This window comes from Paenarthrobacter sp. CC6 (assembly GCF_040560085.1).
GTDB lineage: Bacteria > Actinomycetota > Actinomycetes > Actinomycetales > Micrococcaceae > Arthrobacter > Arthrobacter nicotinovorans.
This window is the reverse complement of the sequence record NZ_JARDAN010000006.1, coordinates 332,220-355,927: the sequence shown is the minus strand read 5'-3', so window position 1 is coordinate 355,927 and position 23,708 is coordinate 332,220. Positions and strand designations below refer to the sequence as shown.

Below are 23,708 nucleotides of genomic sequence, written 5' to 3'. Positions count from 1 at the left end.
CCTTTGTCTGCACATGAACAATCCATCACCCTCGCCCGTCACGCTGCCCGTGCCGCGGCGGACAAGCTCGCAGAAGACATCGTCGCGCTGGATGTCAGCGAGCGTTTGGCGCTGACCGACGTCTTCCTGATCGCATCAGCTCCCACTGAGCGCCAGGTCAACGCAATCGTGGACGGGATCGAAGAGGAACTGCTGAAGCAGGACCTTCGGCCCGTGCGCCGCGAAGGCCGCTCCGAAGGCCGCTGGGTCCTCCTGGATTACGCCGACATTGTCATCCACGTCCAGCACGCGGAAGACCGCGTCTTCTATGCATTGGAGCGCCTCTGGAAGGACTGCCCCGTGGTAGATCTTGAACTCGGTGATGACGCTTCCGCCAAGGCTGCAACCTCGGAGGATTCCGAGGCCTAGGACGCTGCGGCAAGCGAATATGCCCGATTTGGAATTATCGGAAATGCTGTTCTAAGATATTTGAGTTGCTTCGGCGCGGATGGCTTCCAAAGCCAAGCGTGAAGCAGCAAGAATATGGGGCTGTGGCGCAGCTGGTAGCGCACCTGCATGGCATGCAGGGGGTCAGGGGTTCGAGTCCCCTCAGCTCCACCCTATGAGGCTCCGCTTCTCTTCCTGGATCATCCGGTGAGGGAGGCGGGGCCTTTTTCGTGTCCGGATTCCCGGCACGAAGCTGCCGACCCTGGGGTGGGCTAAAAGACCCGCCCGGTGCCGGGCTAGTCCGGTGAGCCCGGTCGGACGGGAGACAGGGCCGGCAGCATGAATTCCCACATTTGCTCTATGCGCTGCAGCACGTCGTCGCGTCCGGTCAGTACGTCGGAAACCAATTGGACGCCGGTGAAGGAGGCCACCAGGTACCGGCCGAAGGCGGCGGCATCCAGGTCCGCGCGGACCGCGCCCTCAACCTTGGCCTGCCCCAGAAGGCCCTCTACCGTGGCGATCCAGTCCTCGTAAGGCCCGGACACGTCTGCCTCGAACGCTGAAGCTTCAAAGGTAAGGCGTATACCGGCCCGGACGATCGGTTCGTCCAGGAGTTGCCGGCCAAACATCCTGCAGAGCGCGATGATCTTGTCCAACGCAGGTGCGCTGGTGCCCAGGATGTCGGAACCTGCAGCCAGGACCTTGGAATGTTGTTCTTCGATCACTGCAAGCGCCAGGTCCCGCTTGGACGTGAAGTGAAAGTACAGTGCCCCCTTTGTCACCTCGGCGTGCGCGATGATGTCAGCCAGGCTCGCCTTCGCATAACCGATCCCGGCGAAGACCGATGCCGCCCCTTCAATGACGGCCAGCCGGGTTTCCTGCGCGCGTTGCTGCATCCGTTGTGAGGACCTCTCATGGTGGGCTGGCGGCGGAAGTAGCCGCCGTCGGGATTTCACAACGCTATCACCGCGCAAGTGCGGAAAGGCAGGGAAACCGACTGGACGGTTTTGTTTTCCGGCGCCGGGATCCTAGACTCCTTGGAGCACGTCATTTTGGGAGACTCCGCGCGGCCCGTTTTTGGGGGGAGGTGCAGTGGTTCGTTCCACGCACCTCGGTCGCGCGGGTCTCCCGAAGGACGGGCGCCCGGCGTGATGCACCTCACCTTCCGGCGATTTCTCTTCCGCTGGGATTGTGGTTAGTATTGACGAGTTGCTTCGACGGGAAGAGAAATACTTCCTGATGAAGTCAGCAAATCCGGGGCTGTGGCGCAGCTGGTAGCGCACCTGCATGGCATGCAGGGGGTCAGGGGTTCGAGTCCCCTCAGCTCCACTCCGGTAGAAAGACCCCGCTCAATCGAGCGGGGTCTTTTGCTTTCGGTCTGAACCGCAGCTCCAGCCCGGACGCCTACTTGAGGGCTTCGGCAAATTCGGCTCCGCTGACGAACTCGATGCCCTGGAATGGCTGATCTCCTACCACCCGGGCGTTGTGTCCAGGAGGGATGGAGTAGGAGGACCCCGGGGAAATGCTGATCTTGCCGCCGTCGTTTGTTTCGACTTCCAAGGAACCGGAAACGCAGAACCCGACGTGGCTTAACTGGCACGAATCGGTGCCGGCGGCAGGCTTGATGCAGTCTGCCCACGTCCAGCCTGGTTCAAACGTCATACGGGCGATGGTGTAATCTCCCACAGTGACCAGGTCCACTACGGTTTTGTCCGCACGCCGGGTTTCGTCGGGAGAGTTGTGGGACTTTGCGTCCAGGTTCGTGACAACATTGACACTCATGGCTTCTCGCAAGGGAAAGGGGAGCCCAGTGACGGGTGGTCCCGGCGCCTGGCTCCTGGGGTCGCCGTGACGAATGCCGGCCACCTTCGGGGTCTTCTCACCGCGCGGAGGAGGACAGGTGTTTGCGTAGTGCCAGCTTAAGCTTCCTCCGAAGCACCCATAAAGTCGAGACGCCGGCAGCGGCCGGTTATTGAAGCAAAGAAAGCGGGAACCTCCTAGTGGCGGTATTGGATCTTGGGGCGCTCTTTGACTCATTGAGCAGGTTGCCGGACGTAGAGGCCGACAACTTGCAGGCCTACGACGCCACGGACAAGCTGCTCTTGGAAACCGCCGTCGAATACAGCTCTCCCGATACCAGGATTGCCGTCATCGGCGACCGGTACGGTGCGTTGACCCTCGGCGCTTTGGCGGGGCTCGGCGTCGAACATGTCCGCGTCCACCAGGACCTTTTCTCCGGGAGGCTGGCCTTAATGCGCAATGCGCAGGGGGCCGGTGCCGAGGGGAAATTCAGCCCGCTGGAGCTCGGCAGGGAACTGCTTGAGGATGCGGAGCTGGTGCTGCTGCAGTTGCCTAAAGCCCTGGCGGAGTTGGAGGAGATCGCCGACGCCGTTGCACGGTTTGCTGCCCCGGGTGCTGTTTTGCTCGCCGGTGGTCGCGTAAAGCACATGACAATCGGCATGAACAGTGTGCTGGAAAAGTATTTTGGCTCCGTCCAGCCACAGTTGGCCCGCCAAAAGTCCCGGGTCCTGGTGGCGCGGGACGCCAGGCCGGTCAATGCTGCCCCGCCCTTTCCTGTGGTTGAGCCCTTGCCCGAACTGGGAATCACCGTCAGTGCCCAAGGTGCAGTCTTTGCGGGGGCACGCCTTGATATTGGGACGCGCTATCTGCTGACATTCCTTGACCGCATGCCCCAGGCGCGGTGTGTGGTGGACCTGGGGTGCGGGACGGGTATCCTCGCCACCATGGTTGCCTCGCGGCAAAAGAAAGCACGGGTTATCGCCACCGACCAATCTGCCGCGGCCGCTGCCTCGGCAAGGGGCACCGCTATGGCAAACGGACTGGGGGAGCGGATCACCGTACTCCACGACGACGCCATGTCGTCGCTCCCACCGGCCAGCGCCGATCTCATCTTGCTGAATCCTCCCTTCCACTTGGGCGCCAGCGTGCATGCCGGTGCCGCGATGCGGATGTTTGAAGCAGCCGCCCGCGTCCTGGCGCCGGGCGGGGAGTTGTGGACGGTGTACAACAGTCACCTGCGCTACCGGCCGACGCTTGAACGGCTGATCGGCCCCACCGTGGAAGAAGGCCGTAATCCAAAGTTCACGGTGACGCGCAGCAGGAAGCCTTGAGGGCTGTTCGTGACGTGTCAATGAACTGTGCTCGCATACAATGCAGTGTCATCGTTACCAACCCCTGACTTCCGAGCCAGCGTGTGCTCGTATCCGTGGGAGCAGTGGTGTCGTACGATGCACACAGAGACCAAATTCGACGAAGATTTTCCGAATGACTAGGGGCATCAGTGACTGAGATCCGGCAGCCGACACCGAGGCGCGGAACCAACCTACCCCGCATGGGGGACTTCAACCTGACCGTCATTCTGGAGGCGATCCGGCGGTCTTCGGGCGGACTCAGCCGTGTGGAACTGGCGCAGATCGTGGGGCTGTCGCCGCAAACGATTTCGAATATCTCCCGACGACTCCTTGACCAGCAGCTCATCGTCGAGGCAGGCAAAGAAGGGTCCGGTCCGGGAAAGCCGCGCACTATCCTCCGCCTCAACCCTGCGGGAATGTACGCCGTGGGAGTGCACCTGGACCCTGCAGTCATCACTTTCGTCGTACTGGACCTGCTGGGCGATGTCGTCAAGCACTCCCGGATGGCCACTCCCGGTGGCGACCCCGCAGGGGTGATCACCAGCATCGCCGAACAGATCCAGTCACTCATCGAGGAGTCGGGTGTCGACGCGTCAAAGATTGCCGGGCTGGGTGTTGCAGTTCCGGGTCCGATCGACCTCGACGAAGGTTCCGTGGTGGAGCCGCCACTGCTGACGCGTTGGAACAGGGTGCGGATCCGGGAGGCACTGGCAGATGCCACGGGCCTGGAAACGCTGGTGGACAAGGACGTCACCAGTGCGGCGGTGGCCGAGACCTGGGCCGGCGGCGCGAGCGGCGCGGGAAGCTTCGTTTTCATGTACATGGGAACCGGCATCGGTTGCGGCATCGTCCTCAACGATGAGGTAGTGCGCGGGACCTCCGGCAACGCCGGCGAAATAGGCCACATCGTGGTTGACCCGGGAGGGCCGCAATGTGATTGCGGGCTTCAGGGTTGCGTCAAGTCATCCTGTATTCCGCAGGTGTTGGTGGCCGAAGCCGAAGCGGCAGGCGTCCTGGACGGGAACCGCCACGGGGCGGACGGTCCTGAAGTGCAGGAACGTTACGCGGAGTTGTGCGACAAGGCCGACGCCGGTGATGAACGCGCCATAGCGATTTTGGATAAGTCGGCAACGCTCGTGGCGCGGGCGGTCTCCGTGGTGACCAACACCCTGGACGTGGAGCGTGTGGTCTTCGGGGGACCGTTCTGGGGCCGCATGTCACCTTATTTCCTGGATCGCGTTCCCAGCCTCCTGGACAAAAACAACGCCGCCCGCATGATCCACGGGCTCGAAGTCGTGGGGACCGGCGTAGGCGAAGACGTTGGTGCCATCGGTGCTGCTTGCCTGGTCCTGGAGCACATGCTTGCCCCCCGCGCCCAACGGCTTCTGCTGGAGGGCTGACCCAGCAGCGCACGTTTGACTGATTGGAGCACCATGCGCCCAGTGAAGACCATGCGATCCATGAAGATAGTGGCCGCAATTGCCGTAGCTGCCATTCTTGCCGGGGTGACGTCGTGTTCGTCCACGCCGGACGCAGCCGGGAAAACGACCCTGAAGATCGTGTACCAAAAAACCGATGCCTTCACAGCGCTCGATGCCGTGATGCAGGATGCCAAGAAGGAATTCGAGGCGGCCAATTCCGGCGTGACGGTTGACCTCCAGCCCATCCAGGCCAACGATGACGACTACGGGACGAAACTCGCCTTGGCGCAGCGGTCCCCGGACACAGCACCGGATGTCTTCTACGAAGACACGTTCAAAGTACGCTCCGACGTCGACGCCGGCTACTTGCTCAAGTTGGACAGTTACCTTGGGAAATGGGAAGACTGGGCGAAATTCAGCGAAGCCGCGAAGGCGGCCGGCCGTGCAGACGACGGGGGAATCTACGCAGTGCCGCTGGGCACGGATACGCGTGCGATCTGGTACAACAAAGCCGTGCTGCAGAAGGCCGGGATTGCTGTTCCGTGGCAACCGGAAAGCTGGGACGACATTCTGGCGATGGCCCGGAAGGTCAAAGCCGCCGATTCCACAGTGATTCCCTTCACCATGTACGCCGGCAAGGGTACGGGCGAAGGCACAGTGATGCAGAGCTTCTATGAGCTCCTCTACGGGACCGGCAGCACCCTCTACGACGAGGACCAAAGGAAGTGGGTGGTCGGTTCCCAGGGTTTCACTGACTCCCTGGCGTTCCTGAAGACCCTCTATGACGAGAAACTCGCCGTCAGTCCTGCGGAAGCACTGGATGCCAATGTCTGGAAGAAAGTCTTCGGAGAGTGGTTCCCGCAGGGCAAACTGGCGGCCACCGTGGAAGGTTCCTACGCGCCGTCGTTCTGGAAAAAAGGCGGCGCATACGAGTGGGCCGGCTATGAACAGGACATGGCTGTGGCCGCCTTCCCCACCCAGAAGGGCCAGGAACCAGGCAGCGTCAGCATGTCGGGAGGTTGGACCTTGGCTGTGGGTGCTGGGACCAAGAGCCCCGATCTTTCCTTCCAGTTCCTCGCCACCGCGCTGAACAAGAAAAACGCCTTGGCGTACGACATCAATAACTCGCAGATCGCCGTTCGAACGGACGTGGCCGCTGAGGCGGGTTATCTTGCAGCGAATCCTTTCGTCAAGGACGTGTCCGCCTTGGTGGACGTGACGCGCTACAGGCCGGCAACTGCTGACTATCCGCGGATTTCCACCGCTGTCCAGGTCGCCACGGAATCGGTCATCACAGGCAGGCAGAGCCCCCAGGAGGCCGCCGCGGAGTACGATGCCACTGTCCGCAAACTGGTAGGTGAGGACAAGGTCCTGCAGCGATGAAGATTCGCCGCCTCTCGCGGCTCCTGCCAGTAGCCCCGGCCATTCTGCTCCTCCTGGTTTTCCTGCTCGCTCCCGTGGCCTGGTCGTTCTACGCCTCCTTCACGGACGCGGCCCTGACCGGAAAAGCGGCAAGGGAGCCGCAATGGGTGGGCGCGGAGAACTACGTCCGGATGTTTACCGACGACGCCTTTCCCATGGCTACGTGGCTCACCGTCGTTTTCGTTGCTGCTTCGGCCGTGCTGGGCCAGAATCTCCTCGGCCTGCTGATCGCCCTGCTCATGACACGCTCACGCAAAACCGTGTCGGACTGGGTGGGCACAGCCGTGGTGGCTGCCTGGGTTCTCCCTGAAATCGTGGCTGCGTTCGCGGCATACGCGTACTTCAACCGCGACGGCACTTTGAACCAGATACTGGCTGCACTGGGAACCCACGGCTTGGATTGGCTGTATTCGTTCCCGCTGGTGGCCATCATCCTGGCCAACACCTGGCGCGGTACGGCCTTCTCCATGCTCGTGTACCGTGCAGCGCTGGGGAATGTTCCCCGGGATGTCTCCGAGGCCGCGCTCATGGATGGTGCCCGGGGGTGGCAGCGGCTCACGTTCATCACCCTTCCGCTGATCAGGAACAGCATCGCCACCAATCTGATGTTGATCACCCTGCAGACACTGGCCGTGTTTACCCTCATCTGGGTAATGACAGCGGGGGGACCCGCCAACGCCAGCACAACCTTGCCTGTTCTCGCCTACCAGGAAGCATTCAAGTTCGGGGACATCGGTTATGGCACAGCGGTAGCATCGGTCCTCATCCTGCTGGGAATGGTCTTTGGTGCGGTGTACGTGTGGCTGCTGCGGGAGCGGCGCGCATGAAGGGCTCCAGGGCCAGGCTTGGTGCCGACGTCGCTTTGCTGGTGATCGGCCTGTGCTTTGCGGCGCCGCTGCTGTGGCTGGTGCTGGCCGCCGTCGACCCTCAAGCGGGGTACCAGACCAAGGTGCCGTCGGCGCCGTCGATGATTAACTTCAGCGCCGTCCTGACACCGGAGCTCTTGGGCCGTCCGCTGCTCAACAGCTTCGTCTTATCGGCCGGTACTGCCCTGGTGAACGTACTTGCAGCCGTCCTGGCCGCCTACCCGCTGTCCAGATACCAGTCCCGGTTCAACAAGCCCTTCATGTATACGGTGCTGTTCGGCACTTCACTGCCAGTGACCGCCATCATGGTCCCGGTCTACGGCTTGTTCGTTCAATTGCAGCTCCTGGACTCCATGGCTGCGACCATCTTCTTCATGGCCACCACCACGTTGCCCATGGCGATCTGGATGGCCAAGAACTTCATGGACTCGGTTCCCCTGGAATTGGAAGAGGCGGCGTGGATGGACGGGGCATCGAACCTGACGACGTTACGGACCATCGTTCTGCCGCTCATGGGACAGGGGCTTGGAGTGGTGTTCATCTTTGTGTTCATCCAGGCGTGGGGGAACTTCTTCGTCCCCTTCATCCTGCTGCTGTCCACGGGAAAGCAACCGGCGGCCGTGTCCATCTTCAGCTTCTTCGGCCAGCATGGCGCCATCGCCTACGGCCAGCTGGCTGCGTTCTCCATCCTCTATTCCGTCCCGGTGTTGGTTCTTTACGCGGTGGTATCACGGGGCATGGGGAACTCGTTTGCGATGTCCGGGGCCATGAAGGGCTGACCCGCGGGTAACTGCGACGGTTCAGTCGATGTCTTCGATGATCTCGCCGAAGGGAATTGACTCGTCCACGTGAGCCTGGTGCCCAGTAGGTCCCCGGTTGAAGGTGATGCGGACACCGTGCCGCTGGTCGGCTGCTGACTGGAGGAGAACGGGACGTACGGCATCGATGACGTGCTGGTCCTGCGATGCCAGATAATTCTGATAGGCGGCTGGTAGCTGATGCATGGCAAAAGAATAGACCTCCGGCGCCCCCATGGGGAGGGGTACCCATTGCGGCCTTGACCGGGGGCCGTTTGGATAGAGTGGCCGATGCAGGCGGAAACACAAAGCCCACCGCTTGCGGCACGACTCATAACGCCAGCGAGGGGACCCCAGTGCACCAGACCACAGCCACGGCCGGAATCGATGCACCGGACATGGCACGCGCCCAGCAACTAGTGGGCAGCATAGTCCGGAGCTTCGAAAACAAGGTAGTGGGCCAAACCCGGCTGCGGGAGACCCTGGTGATCGGCTTGCTCACCGGAGGGCATGTGCTGTTGGAGAGCGTTCCCGGACTGGCCAAGACCACGGCAGCCCAGGCCATCGCGGAATCGGTCAGTGCCGACTTCCGCCGGATCCAGTGCACCCCGGACCTGCTTCCCAGCGACATCGCGGGAACCCAGATCTTCGACGCCGCCAAGGGCACCTTCGTCACGCAGCTGGGGCCGGTCCACGCCAACATCGTCCTGCTGGATGAGATCAACCGATCCAGCGCGAAAACCCAAAGTGCCATGCTCGAGGCCATGCAGGAACGGCAGACCTCGATCGGCGGGGAATCCTATCCGCTGCCGCAGCCGTTCCTGGTGCTCGCTACGCAAAACCCGATTGAGCAGGAGGGTACCTACCGCCTTCCCGAAGCGCAGATGGACAGGTTCATGCTCAAGGATGTCCTGGACTATCCCAGCCCTGCCGAAGAAGCCGAGGTCATCCGCCGGATCGACGCCGGCGTGTTCAGTGCCGGGCAGAAACCGCCGGCGGCCGCGTCCCTCGATGCGGTGGTTCAGGTCCAGGAACTCGTGCGTCGGGTCTACATCGACCCGGCCATCGTCCGGTACATCGTTGGTCTGGCCTATGTCACCCGCAACGCGTCACAGTACCTGGAACCCCACTTTGCCAACCTCGTGGAGTTCGGGGCCAGCCCGCGGGCCAGTATCGCCTTCAGCCAGGCGGCACGGGCCTTGGCCCTGCTCAACGGGCGCGACCACGTCATCCCCGAGGACGTGAAGAACCTGGCCCACCGCGTCCTGCGCCACCGCATCATCCTCGGCTTCGATGCCGTCGTGGAGGGCGTTGCCGTGGAGACCGTCATCGATGCCGTCCTGGCGTCCGTCCAGACGCCGTAACGGGGCGGCAGGTGCCCAGCCTCCTCAGACGCGTTAAGTCGAAGATGTTCATCTTCGCCCACCGCAGGACCCTCACCCTGCTCGACGGCGAGTACGGTTCGGTTTTCAAAGGCCGAAGCCTGGATTTCGATGAGCTGCGCACCTACGTCCCCGGCGACGAAGTCAGGGACATTGACTGGAAAGCCACAGCACGGCATGGCTCGCCCCTCGTCAAGCGCTACGTGGCCATTCGACGCCACTCAGTGCTGTTGCTGGTGGACACCGGCAGGAACATGGCAGCAGAAGCTCTTTCCGGGGAAAACAAAAAGGACATCGCTGTTCATGCGGCGGGAGTCATTGGGTACCTCGCCTGCCGTCACGGCGACGACGTAGGCCTCGTGCACGGAAATGCGGGCGGCTCCCGGTACAGGCCTCCCAAAAGCGGCGAGGAACATCTGGAGAGGCTGCTGCGGGAGATCGACTCAAGCATCAGTCCGGACGCCCGTCCCAGTGACATAGCAGAGCAGTTGGACTACGTCCTGCGGTTCATCAAAGGACGGATGCTGGTGGTGGTTGTTGCCGACGAGGTTCTGCCTGATGCCCGTACCGCGGACCTGATGCGCAGGCTACGGGCACGGCATGAACTTCTTTGGCTCACGGTCCGCGACGCCGACCTCGCACCAGGGCCGGACGCACCGGGTCAAGAGGACAGTATGGACATCGGTACCGGCTCCGGCATACCGCTCCCGCTTGCCGCAGACCGGGCAGTACGGGCCGCTTACAAGCGGGCGATGACCCAGCGTGCGGACCAGCGCAGGGACCTTTTCCGCCGCTTGGGTATCGCCGAACAACAAACCACCGGCAGCGATGACGTCGTAACGACGGTCTTCGCCCTCCTGGAAAAGCACCGCCAGGGAGCGCTCGCTTCCCGGGGCGGGCCGAAAAGGGGTCAGGGTGCCGGCTGAAACCACGTTCTACGCACCACTTCAATACCAAGCCCAGTGGATGTGGCTGGGGATCCTCCTCCTTGTGCTGGTCGCAGGATGGTACGGATGGCTTTTCCGGCCACGACGGGCACCCGGGCCCGCCAGGCAGACGGGTGGACAACCGGACCTGGAAGCACTGCGGTCATCCTGCCTGGACGCGATAGAGGCAACCGCAAGGGATGCCGACGCCAGGCGGGTGCCGGAGCGCGACGCCCACCAGAGGCTCAGCTTCCTCGTGAGGGAGTTCGCGGGAGCTGCCACAGCACTTCCCGTCACCTCAATGACCCTGGCTGAGCTGCGCCGTCAGGGCTTGCATGGCCTGGCCGACGGGATCGCGGAAATCTATCCCAGTGAATTTTCGGCCCTGCCGGTTCAATCAGTAACCCACTCTGCCGATATTGCCCGCCAGGTGGTTCAGGCATGGAACTGACCTACTGGTGGATCCTGCCGCTGGCAGCCGCAGCGGTGGCGGTCAGTACCCTGCTGTACCTCCGGCGCCGGCGGCCAGTGCTGACCCGGGCTATTGCCCATGGCGACCGGCTCATCGGCCTGCCCGAATACCGGCATGCCCTCCGCCGCTACCGGGTCCGGCTGGTCCTCGCCGCACTGTTGGCAGGCCTGTTCCTGGCAGCAGCGGCGATCACTGCCGCCCGCCCGGCCCAGCGCTCCACCGAACAACCGGAGATCCGCAACAGGGACATCGTCCTGTGTCTGGATGTCTCCGGATCAATGACCAGCACCGATGCGGCCTTGGCAGCTGTGTTCAAGGACCTCGCCAAGGAGTTCGACGGGGAGAGGATCGGCATGGTCATCTTCGACAGCAGCAGTGTCCAGCTGTTTCCCCTCACCGATGATTACGACTATGCCGAGGAGCAGCTCACCCAAGCCGAAAAAGCCTTGGCGGACGGTGCGGGCTCGTTCTTCGACGGCACCTGGAACGGGGAAGGCTCATCACTCATCGGTGATGGACTCGCCTCCTGTGTCCAGAGCTTCCCGGACACAGCCGGCAATGGCGTCACCGCGGAGGACACCAAGCGCTCGCGGTCCGTGGTGCTAGCCACCGATAACTTTGTTTCCGGTGCGTCGATCTTCTCCCTGTCCGAAGCGGGCGCCTTGGCCGCCGGCAAGAACGTGAAGGTTCACGCCCTCAATCCCAGCGACATGGACTACGGGGATGATTCCGGACAACCTGGTGCGCAACTCAAGGCGACCGCGGAGGCGACAGGCGGCACCTATTCCACCCTGGATAGCCCAGATGCCGTGCCGCGTATCGTCCGGCAGGTCCAGGAGACCGAGGCCACCGCCTACTTGTCGGCCCCGCGCTCCGTTGTTGCCGATGCACCCGCCTGGCCCCTGGGCGTCGCGCTGTTGGCCGGGCTGGGAATGCTGGTACTGGGAAGGAGGCTCGATCGATGATGAACAACGCCCTGACCTTGGCCCCGATCCTGCCCTGGCCTGTCCTCGCAGCCCTCGGCCTGGGCGCCATCGCGTTCACTGTCTGGACGGCCTTCCCCCTTATCAGGGACAACGGCGGCAGCCCGGTGCAAAGCCGGTCACGGCGCGCCGTGCGCCAGGCGGTGATCCGGTGCGTCGTCGTCGTGCTCCTCCTGCTTGCCGCCCTGCGGCCGGGCTGGGCCGGCGGGCAGGCCAACACCACGTCCGCGGACCTGGACGTCTTCTTTGTCGTGGACAGCAGCACCAGCATGGCAGCCGAAGACTACAACGGAACCGGCACCCGGCTGGCGGGAGTCCGGCAGGACGTCATGGCGATCGCAGAGGAGCTCGCCGGAGCCAAATTCTCCCTGATCACCTTCGATGACAAAGCCACCGTCCGCATGCCGTTGTCCCAGGATGCCAGTGCACTGCAAAGCAGCATGGCTACGCTCCAGCCCCAGAATCCCCGCTACGCCAAGGGCAGCAGCGTGAGCGGAGCCGGTCAACTCCTCAAGGAAAGGCTCGCCGCCGCGCAGGAACAGCACCCGGGGCGGCCAGCCCTGGTCTTCTATGCAGGCGACGGCGAGAACACCAGTAATACGGCTCCGTCGCCCATGGATGGAGCCAACGTGGCCGGGGGAGCAGTCCTTGGATACGGGACTGCCGCTGGAGGGCGCATGAAGGACTCCTCAAAGAGCGCCCCCACCTACGTGAAGGATCGAAGCTCCGGCGGAGGCCAGGACGCGATCTCGACGATCGACGAAACGCAACTGCGCACCATCGCAGGTCAACTGAATGTCCCCTACACCCACCGGACCGGCACCGGACCCGTATCCGACATGCTCGAAAAAGCGCAGCCCGGAGCTGTCTCCGCGGGTGACGCGGATGTGCCGGGCAGGATCGAGCTCTACTGGTTGCTCGCACTGGCGGCTTTCGTCCTGGCCCTCCCGGAACCATTCAGGCACCTGGGCGCGCTTCGGGCGGCCCGGAGTCCGCAGTCGAAAGAGCAAAGCTGATGACCGCCATGAATCCACGACGCCGAAACCGTCGCCTCGCGCTCTGGTCGGCTCCTTTTGCCCTCCTGGCGCTCGCAGTCGCTGCGAAACTCCTGAGCGTGGGCATATTGGGTGGCGCGGCGGAAAGCTCCTTCACGGCAGGAAAGCAGGGCGGGGTGGCGCAGGCGGCATCCTGGCTTGGGGTGGCCAACGTGCTTGAACCCCATAAGGCCCCGTTCGCTTCCGGAGATGCAAAGGTCCTGGCCGGCGACTTTGCTGCTGCACGGGCGGACTTCGAGGCTGCGTTGAGGGCCGGCGGCGGAGTGGACGAGTGCAGGATCCGCGTGAACCTCGTGCTGAGTGTGGAGAAGCTCGCGGATTCGGCACCTGATCCGCAGGCCAAGGACAGGCTTGTCCGCGAAGCCTTGGCGGTGATCGACGCAGCGCCCGCCCAATGCCAGCAGCCCGGACCTGCGAATGCGGCGGGGGAGGGGGACGCCCTTGCGGCAGCCAAGGACCGGCTCAACGGACAGAAGGACCGAGGCGACGAGTCGAAGGACAACGCACCGCAACAGTCCACGCCGCAATCGTCCGCGCCGCCGCAGGACAAGCAACTCCAGCAGCTCGAAGAGAGTGCCCGGAAGGTCCAACTCGAGCGGGGAGAGGGCCAGGAGCGTGACGAGTATCTGCGCGGACCCGACGACAGTACCGGTGTGGAGAAGCCCTGGTGACCGATCCGGCGTCGAGGATTCACCATCCGCGGGACCGGTGTCGTTAAACTGCCATCTGCTCCTACCCGCCGTCGGGCGTCAAACGCCTCGTGCTACTCCCACAAAATCTCGTCATCCACCACGCCGTCTTCGTCCGCGGCGGCCACCAGCAGTTCGTCCGTGAAATGCGAGCCGAGGGTGAAATCGAGGACGAAATAGCGCTCGGGCTGTCCGGGATAGATGGCCACATGGCCGAGCTTGAGGGCTTTAAGGAAGACGTCATTGGTGAGCTGGCCCTTGTCGCGGACACCAAAGACTGACTCGAGCTGTTCCTCTTTGAGCTGGGAACAGTGGAAATGCAGGAACTGCTGGGGATTGGTACCGTCCTGGTCAAGTTCGTCGGCGATCATCTCTCGGACCTGGTCCACCAGTTCGGGCAGGAAACGCAAACGGTAGTCCACCTTGCGCAGGGCCGCCTCGTCGAAGTGGTCATGCGCGGTGACATTCAGGTCCAGTTCCAGCTGGTTGCCGCCGAGCTCATGTCTGGCGACGAAGCAATGGTCGCGCCCGTGATTGAGCTCTATCTCCCCAAAATGTTTGCTCGCTACCTTGCCCATGTGATCAATCTAACCCCTACATCCAGTGCGTTCCAGCACTTGGGGATATTTCACGTGCGCCGTTGCGGACCCTTGACAGGAGTGGTTTTCAGGGGGTGGAGACCGCTCTTGCCTGCCGTGCCACGGAGGGTATCTGCCAGTAGCTGGGTGAAGAGTTGCACCTGGGCAGTCCGCTTTTCGTTGATCAACAAGGCGAAGACGTTTCGTGCCAGCCGGATGTCCGGAACATCAAGAACCACGACGCCAGCCGGCCGGTTCCGCAGTGCCAGTTCCGGTACCAGCGAGGCACCAAGCCCCGCCGCGGTCATTTCAAGGCTCGCGTGGAAGTCGTCGCTGTAGGCCACCACCCGGGGATGCAGGTTGCAGCTGGCGAACAGGCGCTCAATGACCAATGCATCGCTGGTGCCGGGGTGGTGGACGATCCACGGCATGTCGGAGAGGTGGGCGGCTTCGATCTCTGCATCCTCGCGGATTTTCCAGGAGGCCGGCAGGACTACGCGGAAGTCGTCGTCGCCGATCCACTGCCGTTCGAGCGAATGCGGCCACGCCAAACCGGACTGTCCCACCTGGTACACGAGGGCCACGTCGAGCTCGCCACCGCTCCGGAGTCCCTGGATGGTTTGCGCCGGTTCGGCTACGGACACTTTGAGTTCGATGCCCAGCCCGTTCCATCTTTCATTCCTGAGGATGTCCGGCAAGACATAGGTTGCCAGGCTGGGGAAGATGCCCAGGCGCAGTTCCTGGGCGGGGGAGTCGTTGGTCCGGGACGCTGCAGCCATGAGGGCTTCCACGTCTGTCAGCACCTTCGAGGCGTGCCGCGTCATGGTCACTGCGGCTTCCGTCGGCACCACGCTTCGTGCTGAGCGCTGGAAGAGCTCGACGCCGGTATCGCGTTCCAGCGCGGCCATCTGTTGGGAGACTGCCGAGGCTGTGTAGCCCAGTTGGGCGGCGGCGGCTGCGAAGGAACCCAGCCGGGTTACCTCCATCAGCGTCCGGAGGTGGAGAAGGTTGACCATCAGCAGATTTTAGCTGTTCGCCACGCCACATTTTCAAAGTGTCACGACACGCCGGACGGGGGCGACACGCTGAAGATTAAATGTGGCTAAGTAGTCCACAGGGTGTGGATGACATCTCTCAGTTTGGCGGAATTGCGGACATTTTGAACCCCTTGCCCTGTGGACGAGCGGTGGATTGAATGACATACTTGTAATACATCATCTTGGGGTTCCGGCGAGGCGCTTGCACTACATGTAGTATCGATTTACGGATTGAGCGGGAAACCAGCACAAGACTAAATAAGAGCGTGTTGGCTGTCACGGCAGCCTGCGGGCCGGTATCGGATTCAGTAGTTAGTTCCGGTTGAGCCCGCCAGATACGAAGAGAATCAGACTTCAACTTAGGGGACAGGGATCATGACCGTAACGGTTTACACGAAGCCGGCCTGTGTTCAGTGCAACGCAACCTACCGGGCACTCGACAAGAAGGGCATCGCCTACCAGAGTGTCGATATCTCCCAGGACGCCGAGGCCCTTGAACGCCTCAAGGCGCTGGGTTACATGCAGGCCCCCGTTGTCGTAACCGAGCAGGACCACTGGTCCGGATTCCGCCCGGACAAGATCGAGGAACTGGCCCAGGCCGTTTCCTCCGTGGCCTAAGTTTCCATTCAAACTTCGCCACCACGCCACACCAAGAATTCCTATGTAGTTGAGGTGACTCCCATGGCACCGCTGGCCGCGGCAACCGCACGCAGAGCTGTGGAAGCTGTCACCACGAGGAGTCACCTCATCTACTTTTCCTCAACCTCCGAGAACACCAAACGATTCGTCCAAAAACTGGGCAGGGACGCAGCCCGCATCCCGCTTTATGCCCAGGACGCTCCGCTTCAGGCGCTGGAGCCCTTCGTCCTGGTACTTCCGACGTATGGAGGTACCAACGGTGAAGGTTCCGTACCGAAGCAGGTCATCAGGTTTCTGAACGATCCCCGGAACAGGGAACTGATCCGCGGTGTTATCGGAGCAGGGAACACCAATTTCGCGGACAACTACTGCGCAGCCGGAGACATCATCTCCGTGAAATGCAAAGTGCCGCATCTTTACAAATTTGAACTCATGGGGACGCCGGAAGACGTCCAACGGGTCAACGAAGGGCTGGAAAAGTTTTGGACACAACTGTCGCAGAAACAGAAGTAACCGGGGGCGCTGTGGACACGGCCAAGAAGCCGCTGCCTGAGGCCTATAAGGGTCTGGGCTATCACGAGCTCAACGCCATGCTCAATCTGTATGGTCCGAACGGTGAGATCCAGTTCGAAGCCGACCGCGAAGCTGCGCACCAGTACTTCCTGCAGCACGTGAACAACAACACCGTGTTCTTCCACGATCTCGAAGAGAAGCTCGACTACCTGGTCAAGAACCAGTACTACGAGCGCGAGACCCTCGACCAGTACACGATGAACTTCATCCGCGAGCTCTTCAACCGCGCATACAAGAAGAAGTTCCGCTTCGAGACCTTCCTTGGCGCGTTCAAGTTCTACACGTCCTACACGCTGAAGACTTTTGACGGCAAGCGTTTCCTGGAGCGCTACGAGGACCGTGTCTGCATGGTTGCCCTGCACCTTGCCCGCGGCAATGAAGAGCTGGCCAACCGCCTCGTCGACGAAATCATCGACGGCCGCTTCCAGCCTGCTACCCCGACGTTCCTGAACGCCGGCAAGGCCCAGCGTGGCGAGCTCGTCTCCTGCTTCCTGCTCCGCATCGAAGACAACATGGAGTCGATCGCCCGCGCCATCAACTCCGCCCTTCAGCTGTCCAAGCGTGGTGGCGGTGTAGCACTCTCGCTCACCAACATCCGTGAGCACGGTGCCCCGATCAAGCAGATCGAAAACCAGTCCTCCGGTGTCATCCCCGTCATGAAGCTCCTCGAAGACAGCTTCTCCTACGCCAACCAGCTCGGCGCCCGCCAGGGTGCAGGTGCCGTGTACCTGCACGCGCACCACCCGGACATCCACCGCTTCCTGGACACCAAGCGCGAGAACGCTGACGAGAAGATCCGCATCAAGACGCTCTCCTTGGGCGTCGTCGTTCCGGATATCACGTTCGAGCTCGCAAAGAAGAACGAGGACATGTACCTCTTCTCGCCCTACGACGTCGAGAAGGTTTACGGTGTTCCGTTCTCCGACATCTCGGTAACTGAGAAGTACTACGAGATGGTCGACGATTCCCGGATCAAGAAGACCAAGATCAGCGCCCGCGAGTTCTTCCAGACCCTCGCGGAGATCCAGTTCGAGTCCGGCTACCCGTACATCATGTTCGAGGACACCGTGAACCGGGCCAACCCGATCGACGGCAAGATCACCATGAGCAACCTGTGCTCGGAGATCCTGCAGGTTTCCTCGCCGTCCATCTACGCCGAGGACCTCAGCTACGAGACCGTGGGCAAGGACATCTCCTGCAACCTGGGCTCGATGAACATTGCCAAGACCATGGATTCGCCGGACTTCGGGCTTTCCATCGAGACATCCATCCGCGCCCTCAGCGCTGTCTCGGACATGTCGTACATCAACTCGGTGCCTTCGATCGCCCAGGGCAACGCCCAGAGCCACGCGATTGGCCTCGGCCAGATGAACCTCCACGGCTACCTTGCCCGTGAGCACGTCCACTACGGTTCCGAAGAGGGCCTGGACTTCACCAACATCTACTTCTACACGGTGCTGTTCCACGCCCTGCGCGCGTCCAACCGCCTCGCCATCGAGACCGGCCAGAAGTTCGGCGGTTTCGAGAAGTCCACCTACGCAAGCGGCGAGTTCTTCGACAAGTACACCGAGCAGGAATGGGTTCCGGCAACGGAGCGTGTCCGCGAGCTCTTCGCCGGCCACCACATCCCCACCCAGGATGACTGGCGCGAGCTGAAGGCATCCGTCATGGAGCACGGTATCTACAACCAGAACCTCCAGGCCGTTCCGCCTACCGGTTCCATCAGCTACATCAACAACTCCACCTCGTCGATCCACCCGGTGGCCGCCAAGATCGAAATCCGCAAGGAAGGCAAGATCGGTCGCGTCTACTACCCGGCTCCGTACCTGACCAACGACAATCTGGAGTACTACCAGGATGCCTATGAAATCGGCTACGAGAAGATCATCGACACCTACGCCGCTGCCACGCAGCACGTGGACCAGGGTTTGTCCCTGACGCTGTTCTTCAAGGACACCGCCACCACGCGTGACATCAATAAGGCTCAGATCTACGCATGGCGCAAGGGCATCAAGACGCTCTACTACATCCGTCTCCGCCAGCTCGCGCTGGAAGGGACCGAGGTTGAGGGTTGCGTCAGCTGCATGCTGTGATCGACCTTCAACGGTTGATAAATTGCGGCAGTTGCCGCGCTCATAACTGAAAAGCACGACGGCGGGTCACCACCCGCCGTCGTACGCTTACCTTAAGAACCCAACGCTAAAAGGGGATGAAATGACCGAAAAGGTCAAGCTGCTGACACACGTCGAGGCCATCAACTGGAACAAGATCCAGGACGACAAGGACGTGGAAGTCTGGAACCGGCTGGTCAACAACTTCTGGCTTCCGGAGAAGGTGCCGCTGTCCAACGACGTCCAGTCGTGGCACACGCTCACGCCGGATGAGCAGCAGCTCACCATGCGTGTTTTCACCGGCCTCACCCTGCTGGACACCATCCAGGGCACGGTGGGCGCTGTCTCGCTGATCCCGGATGCGATCACTCCTCATGAAGAAGCCGTGTACACCAACATCGCTTTCATGGAATCCGTGCACGCGAAGTCCTACTCGTCCATCTTCTCCACCCTGTGCTCCACCAAGGAGATTGACGACGCTTTCCGCTGGTCGCTCGAAAACGAGAACCTGCAGAAGAAGGCGCAGATCGTCATGGATTACTACCAGGGCGACGATCCCCTGAAGCGCAAGGTCGCTTCCACCCTGCTGGAAAGCTTCCTGTTCTACTCGGGCTTCTACCTACCCATGTACTGGTCCTCACGCGCCAAGCTCACGAACACGGCTGACCTCATCCGCCTCATCATCCGTGACGAGGCCGTGCACGGCTACTACATCGGCTACAAGTTCCAGAAGGGCTTGGAGAAGGTTTCCGAGGCCCGCAAGCAGGAAATCAAGGACTACACCTTCGAACTTCTCTTTGAGCTGTACGAGAACGAAGTCCAGTACACCCACGACCTCTACGACGGTGTCGGCCTGGCCGAGGACGTCAAGAAGTTCCTGCACTACAACGCCAACAAGGCCCTCATGAACCTTGGCTACGAGGCCATGTTCCCGGCTTCGGTCACCGACGTGAACCCGGCCATCCTGTCGGCCCTGTCCCCGAACGCTGACGAGAACCACGACTTCTTCTCCGGCTCGGGCTCTTCCTATGTGATCGGCAAGGCCGTCAACACGGAAGATGAGGACTGGGAGTTCTAGTTCGTCCAAGTGATCGGAAATCTGCTCGGGATCAGCTGCGGAAGCGGCTGGTCCCGAGTTTTTTTGTGCTCTGAGCGGCCCGGTGACCGCCAAGCGTTTGAAGTATTAGGTTATGTAAGACTTGCGTAATTATGGTGATACTGATCACTTTTAGGCCATCCGGCTTTGCAGGTAGGCAAGCCTTACCTACTCTTACAGAAGCGCGCCTTCCCAACACTCAGGCCTGCACGGACGAAGGTCCCCCAAGAGTTTTTGTTCGCAGAAAGAAGTCCCCCCATGAACATCCCCAAGAAAGCGCTGGCCGGAATCGCCCTCGCGGCAACCGCAGCACTTGGCCTCAGCGCCTGCGGCTCCAACGCCGGCAGTGCCCCCGCTTCTTCCGGTTCCGCCTCCGGAGGCGCAGTCTCCGGTGAAATCACCGTGTACAACGCCCAGCACGACACCCTGACCAAGGAATGGGTGGATGCCTTCACCAAGGAGACCGGCGTTAAGGTCACCATCCGACAGGGCTCGGACACGGAATTGTCCAACCAGATCGTCCAGGAAGGCCAGGCTTCCCCGGCTGACGTCTTCCTGACTGAGAACTCTCCGGCAATGGCGCAGGTAGAGAACGCAGGGCTTTTCGCCGACGTGGACAAGGCAACCCTTGACCAGGTCCCCGCTGAATTCCGTCCGTCCACCGGCAAATGGACCGGCATCGCTGCCCGCTCCACCGTCCTGGTGTACGACAAGAACAAGATCAGCGACGACCAGCTGCCCAAGTCGATGCTCGATTTGGCCAAGCCGGAGTGGAAGGGCAAGTGGGCAGCGTCGCCGTCCGGCGCCGACTTCCAGGCTATTGTTGCCGCGCTGCTTGAGCTCAAGGGCGAAGCAGCAACCGAGGAATGGCTCAAGGGCATGAAGGAAAACTTCAAGGCCTACAAGGGCAACAGCACGGCCATGAAGGCAGTCAATGCCGGTGAAGTCGACGCCGCGCTGATCTACCACTATTACTACTACGGCGACCAAGCCAAGACCGGCGAAAACTCAAAGAACGTCACCCCGTACTTCTTCAAGAACCAGGACCCGGGAGCTTTCCTTTCCGTCTCCGGTGGCGGCGTCCTCAAGTCCGCCAAGAACGCGGCCGCTGCCCAGGCATTCCTGAAGTTCATCACCGGCAAGCAAGGCCAGGAAGTCCTGAAGAACGGCACGTCCTTCGAGTACGCCATCGCCTCTCAGGTGGATGCCAACGCCAAGCTCGTCCCGATCAAGGACCTGCAGGCTCCCACCGTGGACCCGGCCAAGCTGAACTCCGCCAAGGTCACCGAGCTGATGACCAAGGCAGGGCTCCTCTAGTTCTGTGATCACCGACCTCCCGGCTTCCCGACCACAAGGAACGGAAAGCACGACGACGGCGGGCAAGGGCAAACGCCCTCGCCCGCCTTTCGGCGTTTCCACCGTGTCCATCCTGGCAGTGCTGATAGCCCTGTTTTCGCTTCTTCCGCTGGGCTACGTGGTCTACATGACCGTCGCAACCGGCTGGGAAACCGCCGTCGAGCTCATCGTCCGCCCGCGCGTGGGTGAGCTGCTGCTCAACACGATCCTGCTGACCGTCATCACCATCCCGCTGTGCTTGCTGCTGGGGGTCGGTGGTGCGTGGCTGGTGGAGCGGACAACGCTCCGGGGGCGCCGCTGGTGGGCCGTTGCATTGGCTGCCCCGTTGGCTATCCCTGCATTCGTCAACAGCTACGCCTGGGTTTCGGCCGTGCCGTCCCTTGAGGGGCTGTGGTCCGGGGTGCTGATAGCGACCCTTTCCTACTTCCCGCTGGTGTACATACCCGCCGCTGCCACGCTTGGCCGCCTGGACCCGGCGATCGAGCAATCCGCCGCCTCCCTTGGGCTGGGTCCGTGGGCAGTGTTCTTCCGGGTGGTCGTGCCCCAGCTCCGCATTGCCATGACGGGCGGGGCCCTGCTCGTTGGACTGCACCTCCTGGCCGAGTACGGCGCCTTCGCCATGATCCGCTTCGACACTTTCACGACGGCGATCATGGTCCAGTTCCAGTCGACGTTCAACGGTGCCGCCGGCAACATGCTGGCCAGCGTTCTCGTAGTCCTCTGCCTTTTCCTGCTCCTCGCTGAAGTGAAGAGCCGAGGAACGGCGCGCTATGCACGCATCGGATCGGGTGCCCAAGGCAAGACCACGCAGCTGCCGCTGGGTGGTTACCAGCTGCCGGCCCAACTGAGCCTCTTGGCGCTCACTGCGCTGGCATTCGGTTTGCCGCTCTGGTTTGTCCTGAAGTGGGTGATGGCAGGAGGCGCCGAGGTCTGGGAGGCGGAGGAATTCCTTCCGGCACTTCTTCAGACCCTCCTGTACGGGGCTGTTGGAGCGGCTGTGACCACTGTGGTTGCCTTCCCCATGGCTTATCTGGCTGTCCGGCACCCCAGCTGGTTCAGCAAGCTGCTTGAACTCTCCAACTACGTCACCAGTTCCCTTCCGGGAATTGTCGTTGGCCTGGCCTTTGTGACCGTCAGCATCCGGGTGGTGCCAGGTGTCTACCAGACGGCAGGAGTCCTCGTTGCGGCCTACGTGTTGCTGTTCCTTCCCCGGGCGTTGGTCAACCTGCGCTCCGGCCTCGCGCAGGCTCCCAAGGAACTCGACGAAGCTGCGCAATCCCTGGGCAAGGCCCCCTTGGTGTCGTTCTTCAAGGTGACGCTGCGGCTCACGGCCCCGGCCGCTGCCGGGGGAGCGGCCCTGGTATTCCTGGCCATTGTCAATGAACTGACGGCCACGCTGCTCCTGGCGCCCAACGGTACACGGACCCTGGCCACGGAATTCTGGAGCAAAAGCAGCGAGATCGACTACACCGGGGCAGCTCCTTATGCCTTGCTGATGATCCTGCTCTCGGCTCCCATGACGTACCTGCTTTTCCAACAGTCCAAGAAAGTAGCCGGACAGTGACAGAACAAGCCCCTTCCCGACTTCCGTCGCCCCGGGTGGCACCCTCCGTGGCCCCGACCACGAACTCACACCTGGACATTTCCGAGGTCACCAAGAATTTCGGTTCCCAGGCTGTCCTTAAAGGAGTGAACCTCTCGGTCGCCCGCGGCGGGACCACCGCCATCGTTGGCCCGTCCGGCTCCGGTAAAACCACGTTGCTTCGGCTCATCGCGGGCTTCGAACATCCGAACACCGGTTCCATCAGCTTGAACGGCCTTCCCGTGGCGGGAGAAGGAGTCAAGGTCCCGGCGCATAAACGCCACGTCGGGTACGTTGCCCAGGACGGTGCACTGTTCCCGCACCTGACCGTTGGACAGAACGTCGCCTTCGGTTTGGATGCCGGCAAGCTCGACGGCGGCCGCCGGGCTGTGCGAGCCCGTGTGGAAGAACTGTTGGACATGGTCTCCCTGGACCCCGCCATGGCAAAGCGACGTCCGCATCAGCTCTCCGGCGGGCAGCAGCAACGCGTCGCCTTGGCCCGTGCGCTGGCACGCGAACCGGAACTGATGCTCCTGGACGAGCCCTTCTCGGCCCTCGACGCAGGCCTGAGGGTGGCCACCCGCCGTGCCGTGGCGAAAGTTCTCAACGCCGCAGGGGTGACCACCATCCTGGTCACCCACGATCAGGCCGAGGCCTTGTCCTTCGCCGACCAAGTGGCCATCATGCGTGGCGGGCGGCTGGCCCAGATTGGCAACCCCTTCGTGGTGTACACCCGTCCGGCAGACCGGGCCACGGCAGAATTCCTGGGCGAAGCAGTCATTCTCGACGCTTGGATGGAGGGCTCCCTGGCGACGTGTTCCCTCGGTGGCATTGCCGTCCGGCGACCACCGGCCCAGGGGAAGGTCCAGCTCATGCTGCGCCCGGAACAAATCCGGATTGCCCCGGATGGCCCGATCCGTGGCGTTGTGGTCGATACCGACTACTTCGGCCCCGAGACAACGGTGCGAATCAAGCTGGGCGCTTACACGGCCCTGGATGGGGCCGGGCAGGGCCAAAGCCATCGCTACCCGGGCGGTGGCGAGATCATTACCATCCGGCACTGGAACGCGTCGATCACCAGGCCGGGCACGGAACTTTGCCTCCGTGTGGTGGGTGAAGGAGTGGCTTTCCCTGTAGGGGAGTAG

Annotated in this window: 24 protein-coding genes and 2 tRNA genes; 21 read left to right on the top strand and 5 right to left on the bottom strand. The window is 62.1% G+C overall.

Translation table 11 applies throughout. The annotated features are described in order from the left end of the window. Nucleotides 1-3 precede the first annotated feature (3 nt). Complete coding sequence (rsfS, locus tag PV760_RS06450; protein WP_018777811.1) at nucleotides 4-408, top strand: ribosome silencing factor; 405 nt, start codon at nucleotides 4-6, stop codon at nucleotides 406-408. Between the two features lie 116 nt (nucleotides 409-524). Next, nucleotides 525-597: transfer RNA gene (locus tag PV760_RS06445), tRNA-Ala, on the top strand. A 125-nt stretch (nucleotides 598-722) separates the two neighbouring features. On the opposite strand, the gene PV760_RS06440 is transcribed toward PV760_RS06445, so the two are convergent. Further along, the gene (locus PV760_RS06440) at nucleotides 723-1,322 is read right to left on the bottom strand and encodes a ScbR family autoregulator-binding transcription factor (RefSeq protein WP_018777810.1); all 600 of its coding nucleotides are present in this window, start codon (nucleotides 1,320-1,322) and stop codon (nucleotides 723-725) included. A gap of 360 nt (nucleotides 1,323-1,682) precedes the next feature. On the opposite strand from PV760_RS06440, the gene PV760_RS06435 reads away from it, so the two are divergent. Beyond that, nucleotides 1,683-1,755: transfer RNA gene (locus PV760_RS06435), tRNA-Ala, on the top strand. Between the two features lie 75 nt (nucleotides 1,756-1,830). Here PV760_RS06435 and PV760_RS06430 read toward each other — a convergent pair. Then, nucleotides 1,831-2,208 (bottom strand): cupin domain-containing protein, encoded by a 378-nt coding sequence (locus PV760_RS06430; RefSeq protein ID WP_018777809.1) that lies wholly within the window; start codon nucleotides 2,206-2,208, stop codon nucleotides 1,831-1,833. Nucleotides 2,209-2,426: 218 nt separating this feature from the next. Between PV760_RS06430 and PV760_RS06425 the strand changes: the two genes are divergently transcribed. The 5 genes from PV760_RS06425 (at nucleotide 2,427) to PV760_RS06405 (ending at nucleotide 8,066) form a co-directional block, all read left to right on the top strand. After that, complete coding sequence (locus PV760_RS06425) at nucleotides 2,427-3,557, top strand: class I SAM-dependent methyltransferase (RefSeq protein ID WP_354627371.1); 1,131 nt, start codon at nucleotides 2,427-2,429, stop codon at nucleotides 3,555-3,557. 221 nt (nucleotides 3,558-3,778) lie between these two features. Beyond that, on the top strand, nucleotides 3,779-4,978 hold the full coding sequence (locus PV760_RS06420) for an ROK family transcriptional regulator (RefSeq protein ID WP_018777807.1): 1,200 nt from the start codon (nucleotides 3,779-3,781) through the stop codon (nucleotides 4,976-4,978). Nucleotides 4,979-5,011: 33 nt separating this feature from the next. Continuing rightward, nucleotides 5,012-6,382: an extracellular solute-binding protein gene (locus tag PV760_RS06415; RefSeq protein WP_354627370.1), complete on the top strand. Its 1,371-nt coding sequence runs from the start codon at nucleotides 5,012-5,014 to the stop codon at nucleotides 6,380-6,382. Continuing rightward, nucleotides 6,379-7,248: a carbohydrate ABC transporter permease gene (locus PV760_RS06410; protein ID WP_079582184.1), complete on the top strand. Its 870-nt coding sequence runs from the start codon at nucleotides 6,379-6,381 to the stop codon at nucleotides 7,246-7,248. Before PV760_RS06415 ends, PV760_RS06410 begins: the two co-directional genes overlap by 4 nt. Next, on the top strand, nucleotides 7,245-8,066 hold the full coding sequence (locus PV760_RS06405; RefSeq protein WP_055976036.1) for a carbohydrate ABC transporter permease: 822 nt from the start codon (nucleotides 7,245-7,247) through the stop codon (nucleotides 8,064-8,066). The genes PV760_RS06410 and PV760_RS06405 overlap by 4 nt, the downstream gene beginning before the upstream one ends. 21 nt (nucleotides 8,067-8,087) lie before the next feature. Here PV760_RS06405 and PV760_RS06400 read toward each other — a convergent pair whose 3' ends face one another. Further along, on the bottom strand, nucleotides 8,088-8,291 hold the full coding sequence (locus PV760_RS06400; RefSeq protein WP_227453649.1) for a hypothetical protein: 204 nt from the start codon (nucleotides 8,289-8,291) through the stop codon (nucleotides 8,088-8,090). 149 nt (nucleotides 8,292-8,440) lie between these two features. Here PV760_RS06400 and PV760_RS06395 point away from each other — a divergent pair, with 149 nt between their 5' ends. From PV760_RS06395 to PV760_RS06370, 6 genes are read left to right on the top strand one after another with little or no spacing between them, the layout of a single operon-like run. Continuing rightward, nucleotides 8,441-9,448, top strand: coding sequence for an AAA family ATPase (locus tag PV760_RS06395; protein ID WP_354627368.1), 1,008 nt, complete (start codon nucleotides 8,441-8,443; stop codon nucleotides 9,446-9,448). Nucleotides 9,449-9,459: 11 nt separating this feature from the next. Then, nucleotides 9,460-10,392, top strand: coding sequence for a DUF58 domain-containing protein (locus tag PV760_RS06390; protein WP_110504715.1), 933 nt, complete (start codon nucleotides 9,460-9,462; stop codon nucleotides 10,390-10,392). Continuing rightward, nucleotides 10,382-10,843: a hypothetical protein gene (locus tag PV760_RS06385; protein ID WP_018777800.1), complete on the top strand. Its 462-nt coding sequence runs from the start codon at nucleotides 10,382-10,384 to the stop codon at nucleotides 10,841-10,843. Before PV760_RS06390 ends, PV760_RS06385 begins: the two co-directional genes overlap by 11 nt. Next, on the top strand, nucleotides 10,834-11,829 hold the full coding sequence (locus tag PV760_RS06380; RefSeq protein WP_018777799.1) for a vWA domain-containing protein: 996 nt from the start codon (nucleotides 10,834-10,836) through the stop codon (nucleotides 11,827-11,829). The genes PV760_RS06385 and PV760_RS06380 overlap by 10 nt, the downstream gene beginning before the upstream one ends. Continuing rightward, nucleotides 11,826-12,863, top strand: a complete 1,038-nt coding sequence (locus tag PV760_RS06375; RefSeq protein ID WP_018777798.1) for a vWA domain-containing protein — start codon at nucleotides 11,826-11,828, stop codon at nucleotides 12,861-12,863. Before PV760_RS06380 ends, PV760_RS06375 begins: the two co-directional genes overlap by 4 nt. Further along, nucleotides 12,863-13,573, top strand: coding sequence for a hypothetical protein (locus PV760_RS06370; RefSeq protein ID WP_354627367.1), 711 nt, complete (start codon nucleotides 12,863-12,865; stop codon nucleotides 13,571-13,573). Before PV760_RS06375 ends, PV760_RS06370 begins: the two co-directional genes overlap by 1 nt. A 92-nt stretch (nucleotides 13,574-13,665) precedes the next feature. On the opposite strand, the gene PV760_RS06365 is transcribed toward PV760_RS06370, so the two are convergent. Beyond that, the gene (locus tag PV760_RS06365; RefSeq protein WP_079582192.1) at nucleotides 13,666-14,169 is read right to left on the bottom strand and encodes a DUF2004 domain-containing protein; all 504 of its coding nucleotides are present in this window, start codon (nucleotides 14,167-14,169) and stop codon (nucleotides 13,666-13,668) included. Nucleotides 14,170-14,219: 50 nt separating this feature from the next. Next, complete coding sequence (locus PV760_RS06360) at nucleotides 14,220-15,185, bottom strand: LysR family transcriptional regulator (protein ID WP_018777795.1); 966 nt, start codon at nucleotides 15,183-15,185, stop codon at nucleotides 14,220-14,222. 396 nt (nucleotides 15,186-15,581) lie between these two features. Here PV760_RS06360 and nrdH point away from each other — a divergent pair, with 396 nt between their 5' ends. The 7 genes from nrdH to PV760_RS06325 all read left to right on the top strand — a co-directional run bounded on the left by nrdH (nucleotide 15,582) and on the right by PV760_RS06325 (nucleotide 23,708). Next, on the top strand, nucleotides 15,582-15,824 hold the full coding sequence (gene nrdH / locus PV760_RS06355; protein WP_011775022.1) for a glutaredoxin-like protein NrdH: 243 nt from the start codon (nucleotides 15,582-15,584) through the stop codon (nucleotides 15,822-15,824). Between the two features lie 63 nt (nucleotides 15,825-15,887). Beyond that, nucleotides 15,888-16,358 (top strand): class Ib ribonucleoside-diphosphate reductase assembly flavoprotein NrdI, encoded by a 471-nt coding sequence (gene nrdI / locus PV760_RS06350; RefSeq protein WP_018777794.1) that lies wholly within the window; start codon nucleotides 15,888-15,890, stop codon nucleotides 16,356-16,358. Between the two features lie 11 nt (nucleotides 16,359-16,369). Next, the gene (gene nrdE, locus PV760_RS06345) at nucleotides 16,370-18,511 is read left to right on the top strand and encodes a class 1b ribonucleoside-diphosphate reductase subunit alpha (RefSeq protein WP_018777793.1); all 2,142 of its coding nucleotides are present in this window, start codon (nucleotides 16,370-16,372) and stop codon (nucleotides 18,509-18,511) included. Between the two features lie 121 nt (nucleotides 18,512-18,632). After that, nucleotides 18,633-19,607 carry a class 1b ribonucleoside-diphosphate reductase subunit beta gene (gene nrdF / locus PV760_RS06340; RefSeq protein WP_011775019.1) on the top strand — a complete coding sequence of 325 codons (975 nt, stop codon included), beginning with the start codon at nucleotides 18,633-18,635 and terminating at the stop codon, nucleotides 19,605-19,607. 276 nt (nucleotides 19,608-19,883) lie between these two features. Beyond that, nucleotides 19,884-20,942: an iron ABC transporter substrate-binding protein gene (locus tag PV760_RS06335; RefSeq protein WP_018777792.1), complete on the top strand. Its 1,059-nt coding sequence runs from the start codon at nucleotides 19,884-19,886 to the stop codon at nucleotides 20,940-20,942. A 4-nt stretch (nucleotides 20,943-20,946) separates the two neighbouring features. After that, on the top strand, nucleotides 20,947-22,545 hold the full coding sequence (locus PV760_RS06330; protein WP_200942146.1) for an ABC transporter permease: 1,599 nt from the start codon (nucleotides 20,947-20,949) through the stop codon (nucleotides 22,543-22,545). Then, the gene (locus tag PV760_RS06325; protein WP_179128430.1) at nucleotides 22,542-23,708 is read left to right on the top strand and encodes an ABC transporter ATP-binding protein; all 1,167 of its coding nucleotides are present in this window, start codon (nucleotides 22,542-22,544) and stop codon (nucleotides 23,706-23,708) included. Before PV760_RS06330 ends, PV760_RS06325 begins: the two co-directional genes overlap by 4 nt.

Bases quoted from the DNA above. Each gene is read 5' to 3' on its own strand.
- PV760_RS06430 (WP_018777809.1), bottom strand. From the start codon at position 2,208: ATGAGTGTCAATGTTGTCACGAACCTGGACGCAAAGTCCCACAACTCT.
- PV760_RS06375 (WP_018777798.1), top strand. From the start codon at position 11,826: ATGATGAACAACGCCCTGACCTTGGCCCCGATCCTGCCCTGGCCTGTC.
- PV760_RS06365 (WP_079582192.1), bottom strand. From the start codon at position 14,169: ATGGGCAAGGTAGCGAGCAAACATTTTGGGGAGATAGAGCTCAATCAC.
- PV760_RS06360 (WP_018777795.1), bottom strand. From the start codon at position 15,185: ATGGTCAACCTTCTCCACCTCCGGACGCTGATGGAGGTAACCCGGCTG.
- nrdH (WP_011775022.1), top strand. From the start codon at position 15,582: ATGACCGTAACGGTTTACACGAAGCCGGCCTGTGTTCAGTGCAACGCA.
- PV760_RS06380 (WP_018777799.1), top strand. From the start codon at position 10,834: ATGGAACTGACCTACTGGTGGATCCTGCCGCTGGCAGCCGCAGCGGTG.
- PV760_RS06410 (WP_079582184.1), top strand. From the start codon at position 6,379: ATGAAGATTCGCCGCCTCTCGCGGCTCCTGCCAGTAGCCCCGGCCATT.
- PV760_RS06415 (WP_354627370.1), top strand. From the start codon at position 5,012: ATGCGCCCAGTGAAGACCATGCGATCCATGAAGATAGTGGCCGCAATT.
- nrdI (WP_018777794.1), top strand. From the start codon at position 15,888: ATGGCACCGCTGGCCGCGGCAACCGCACGCAGAGCTGTGGAAGCTGTC.
- PV760_RS06440 (WP_018777810.1), bottom strand. From the start codon at position 1,322: ATGCAGCAACGCGCGCAGGAAACCCGGCTGGCCGTCATTGAAGGGGCG.
- PV760_RS06420 (WP_018777807.1), top strand. From the start codon at position 3,779: ATGGGGGACTTCAACCTGACCGTCATTCTGGAGGCGATCCGGCGGTCT.
- PV760_RS06370 (WP_354627367.1), top strand. From the start codon at position 12,863: ATGACCGCCATGAATCCACGACGCCGAAACCGTCGCCTCGCGCTCTGG.
- nrdF (WP_011775019.1), top strand. From the start codon at position 18,633: ATGACCGAAAAGGTCAAGCTGCTGACACACGTCGAGGCCATCAACTGG.
- PV760_RS06335 (WP_018777792.1), top strand. From the start codon at position 19,884: ATGAACATCCCCAAGAAAGCGCTGGCCGGAATCGCCCTCGCGGCAACC.
- PV760_RS06400 (WP_227453649.1), bottom strand. From the start codon at position 8,291: ATGCATCAGCTACCAGCCGCCTATCAGAATTATCTGGCATCGCAGGAC.
- PV760_RS06405 (WP_055976036.1), top strand. From the start codon at position 7,245: ATGAAGGGCTCCAGGGCCAGGCTTGGTGCCGACGTCGCTTTGCTGGTG.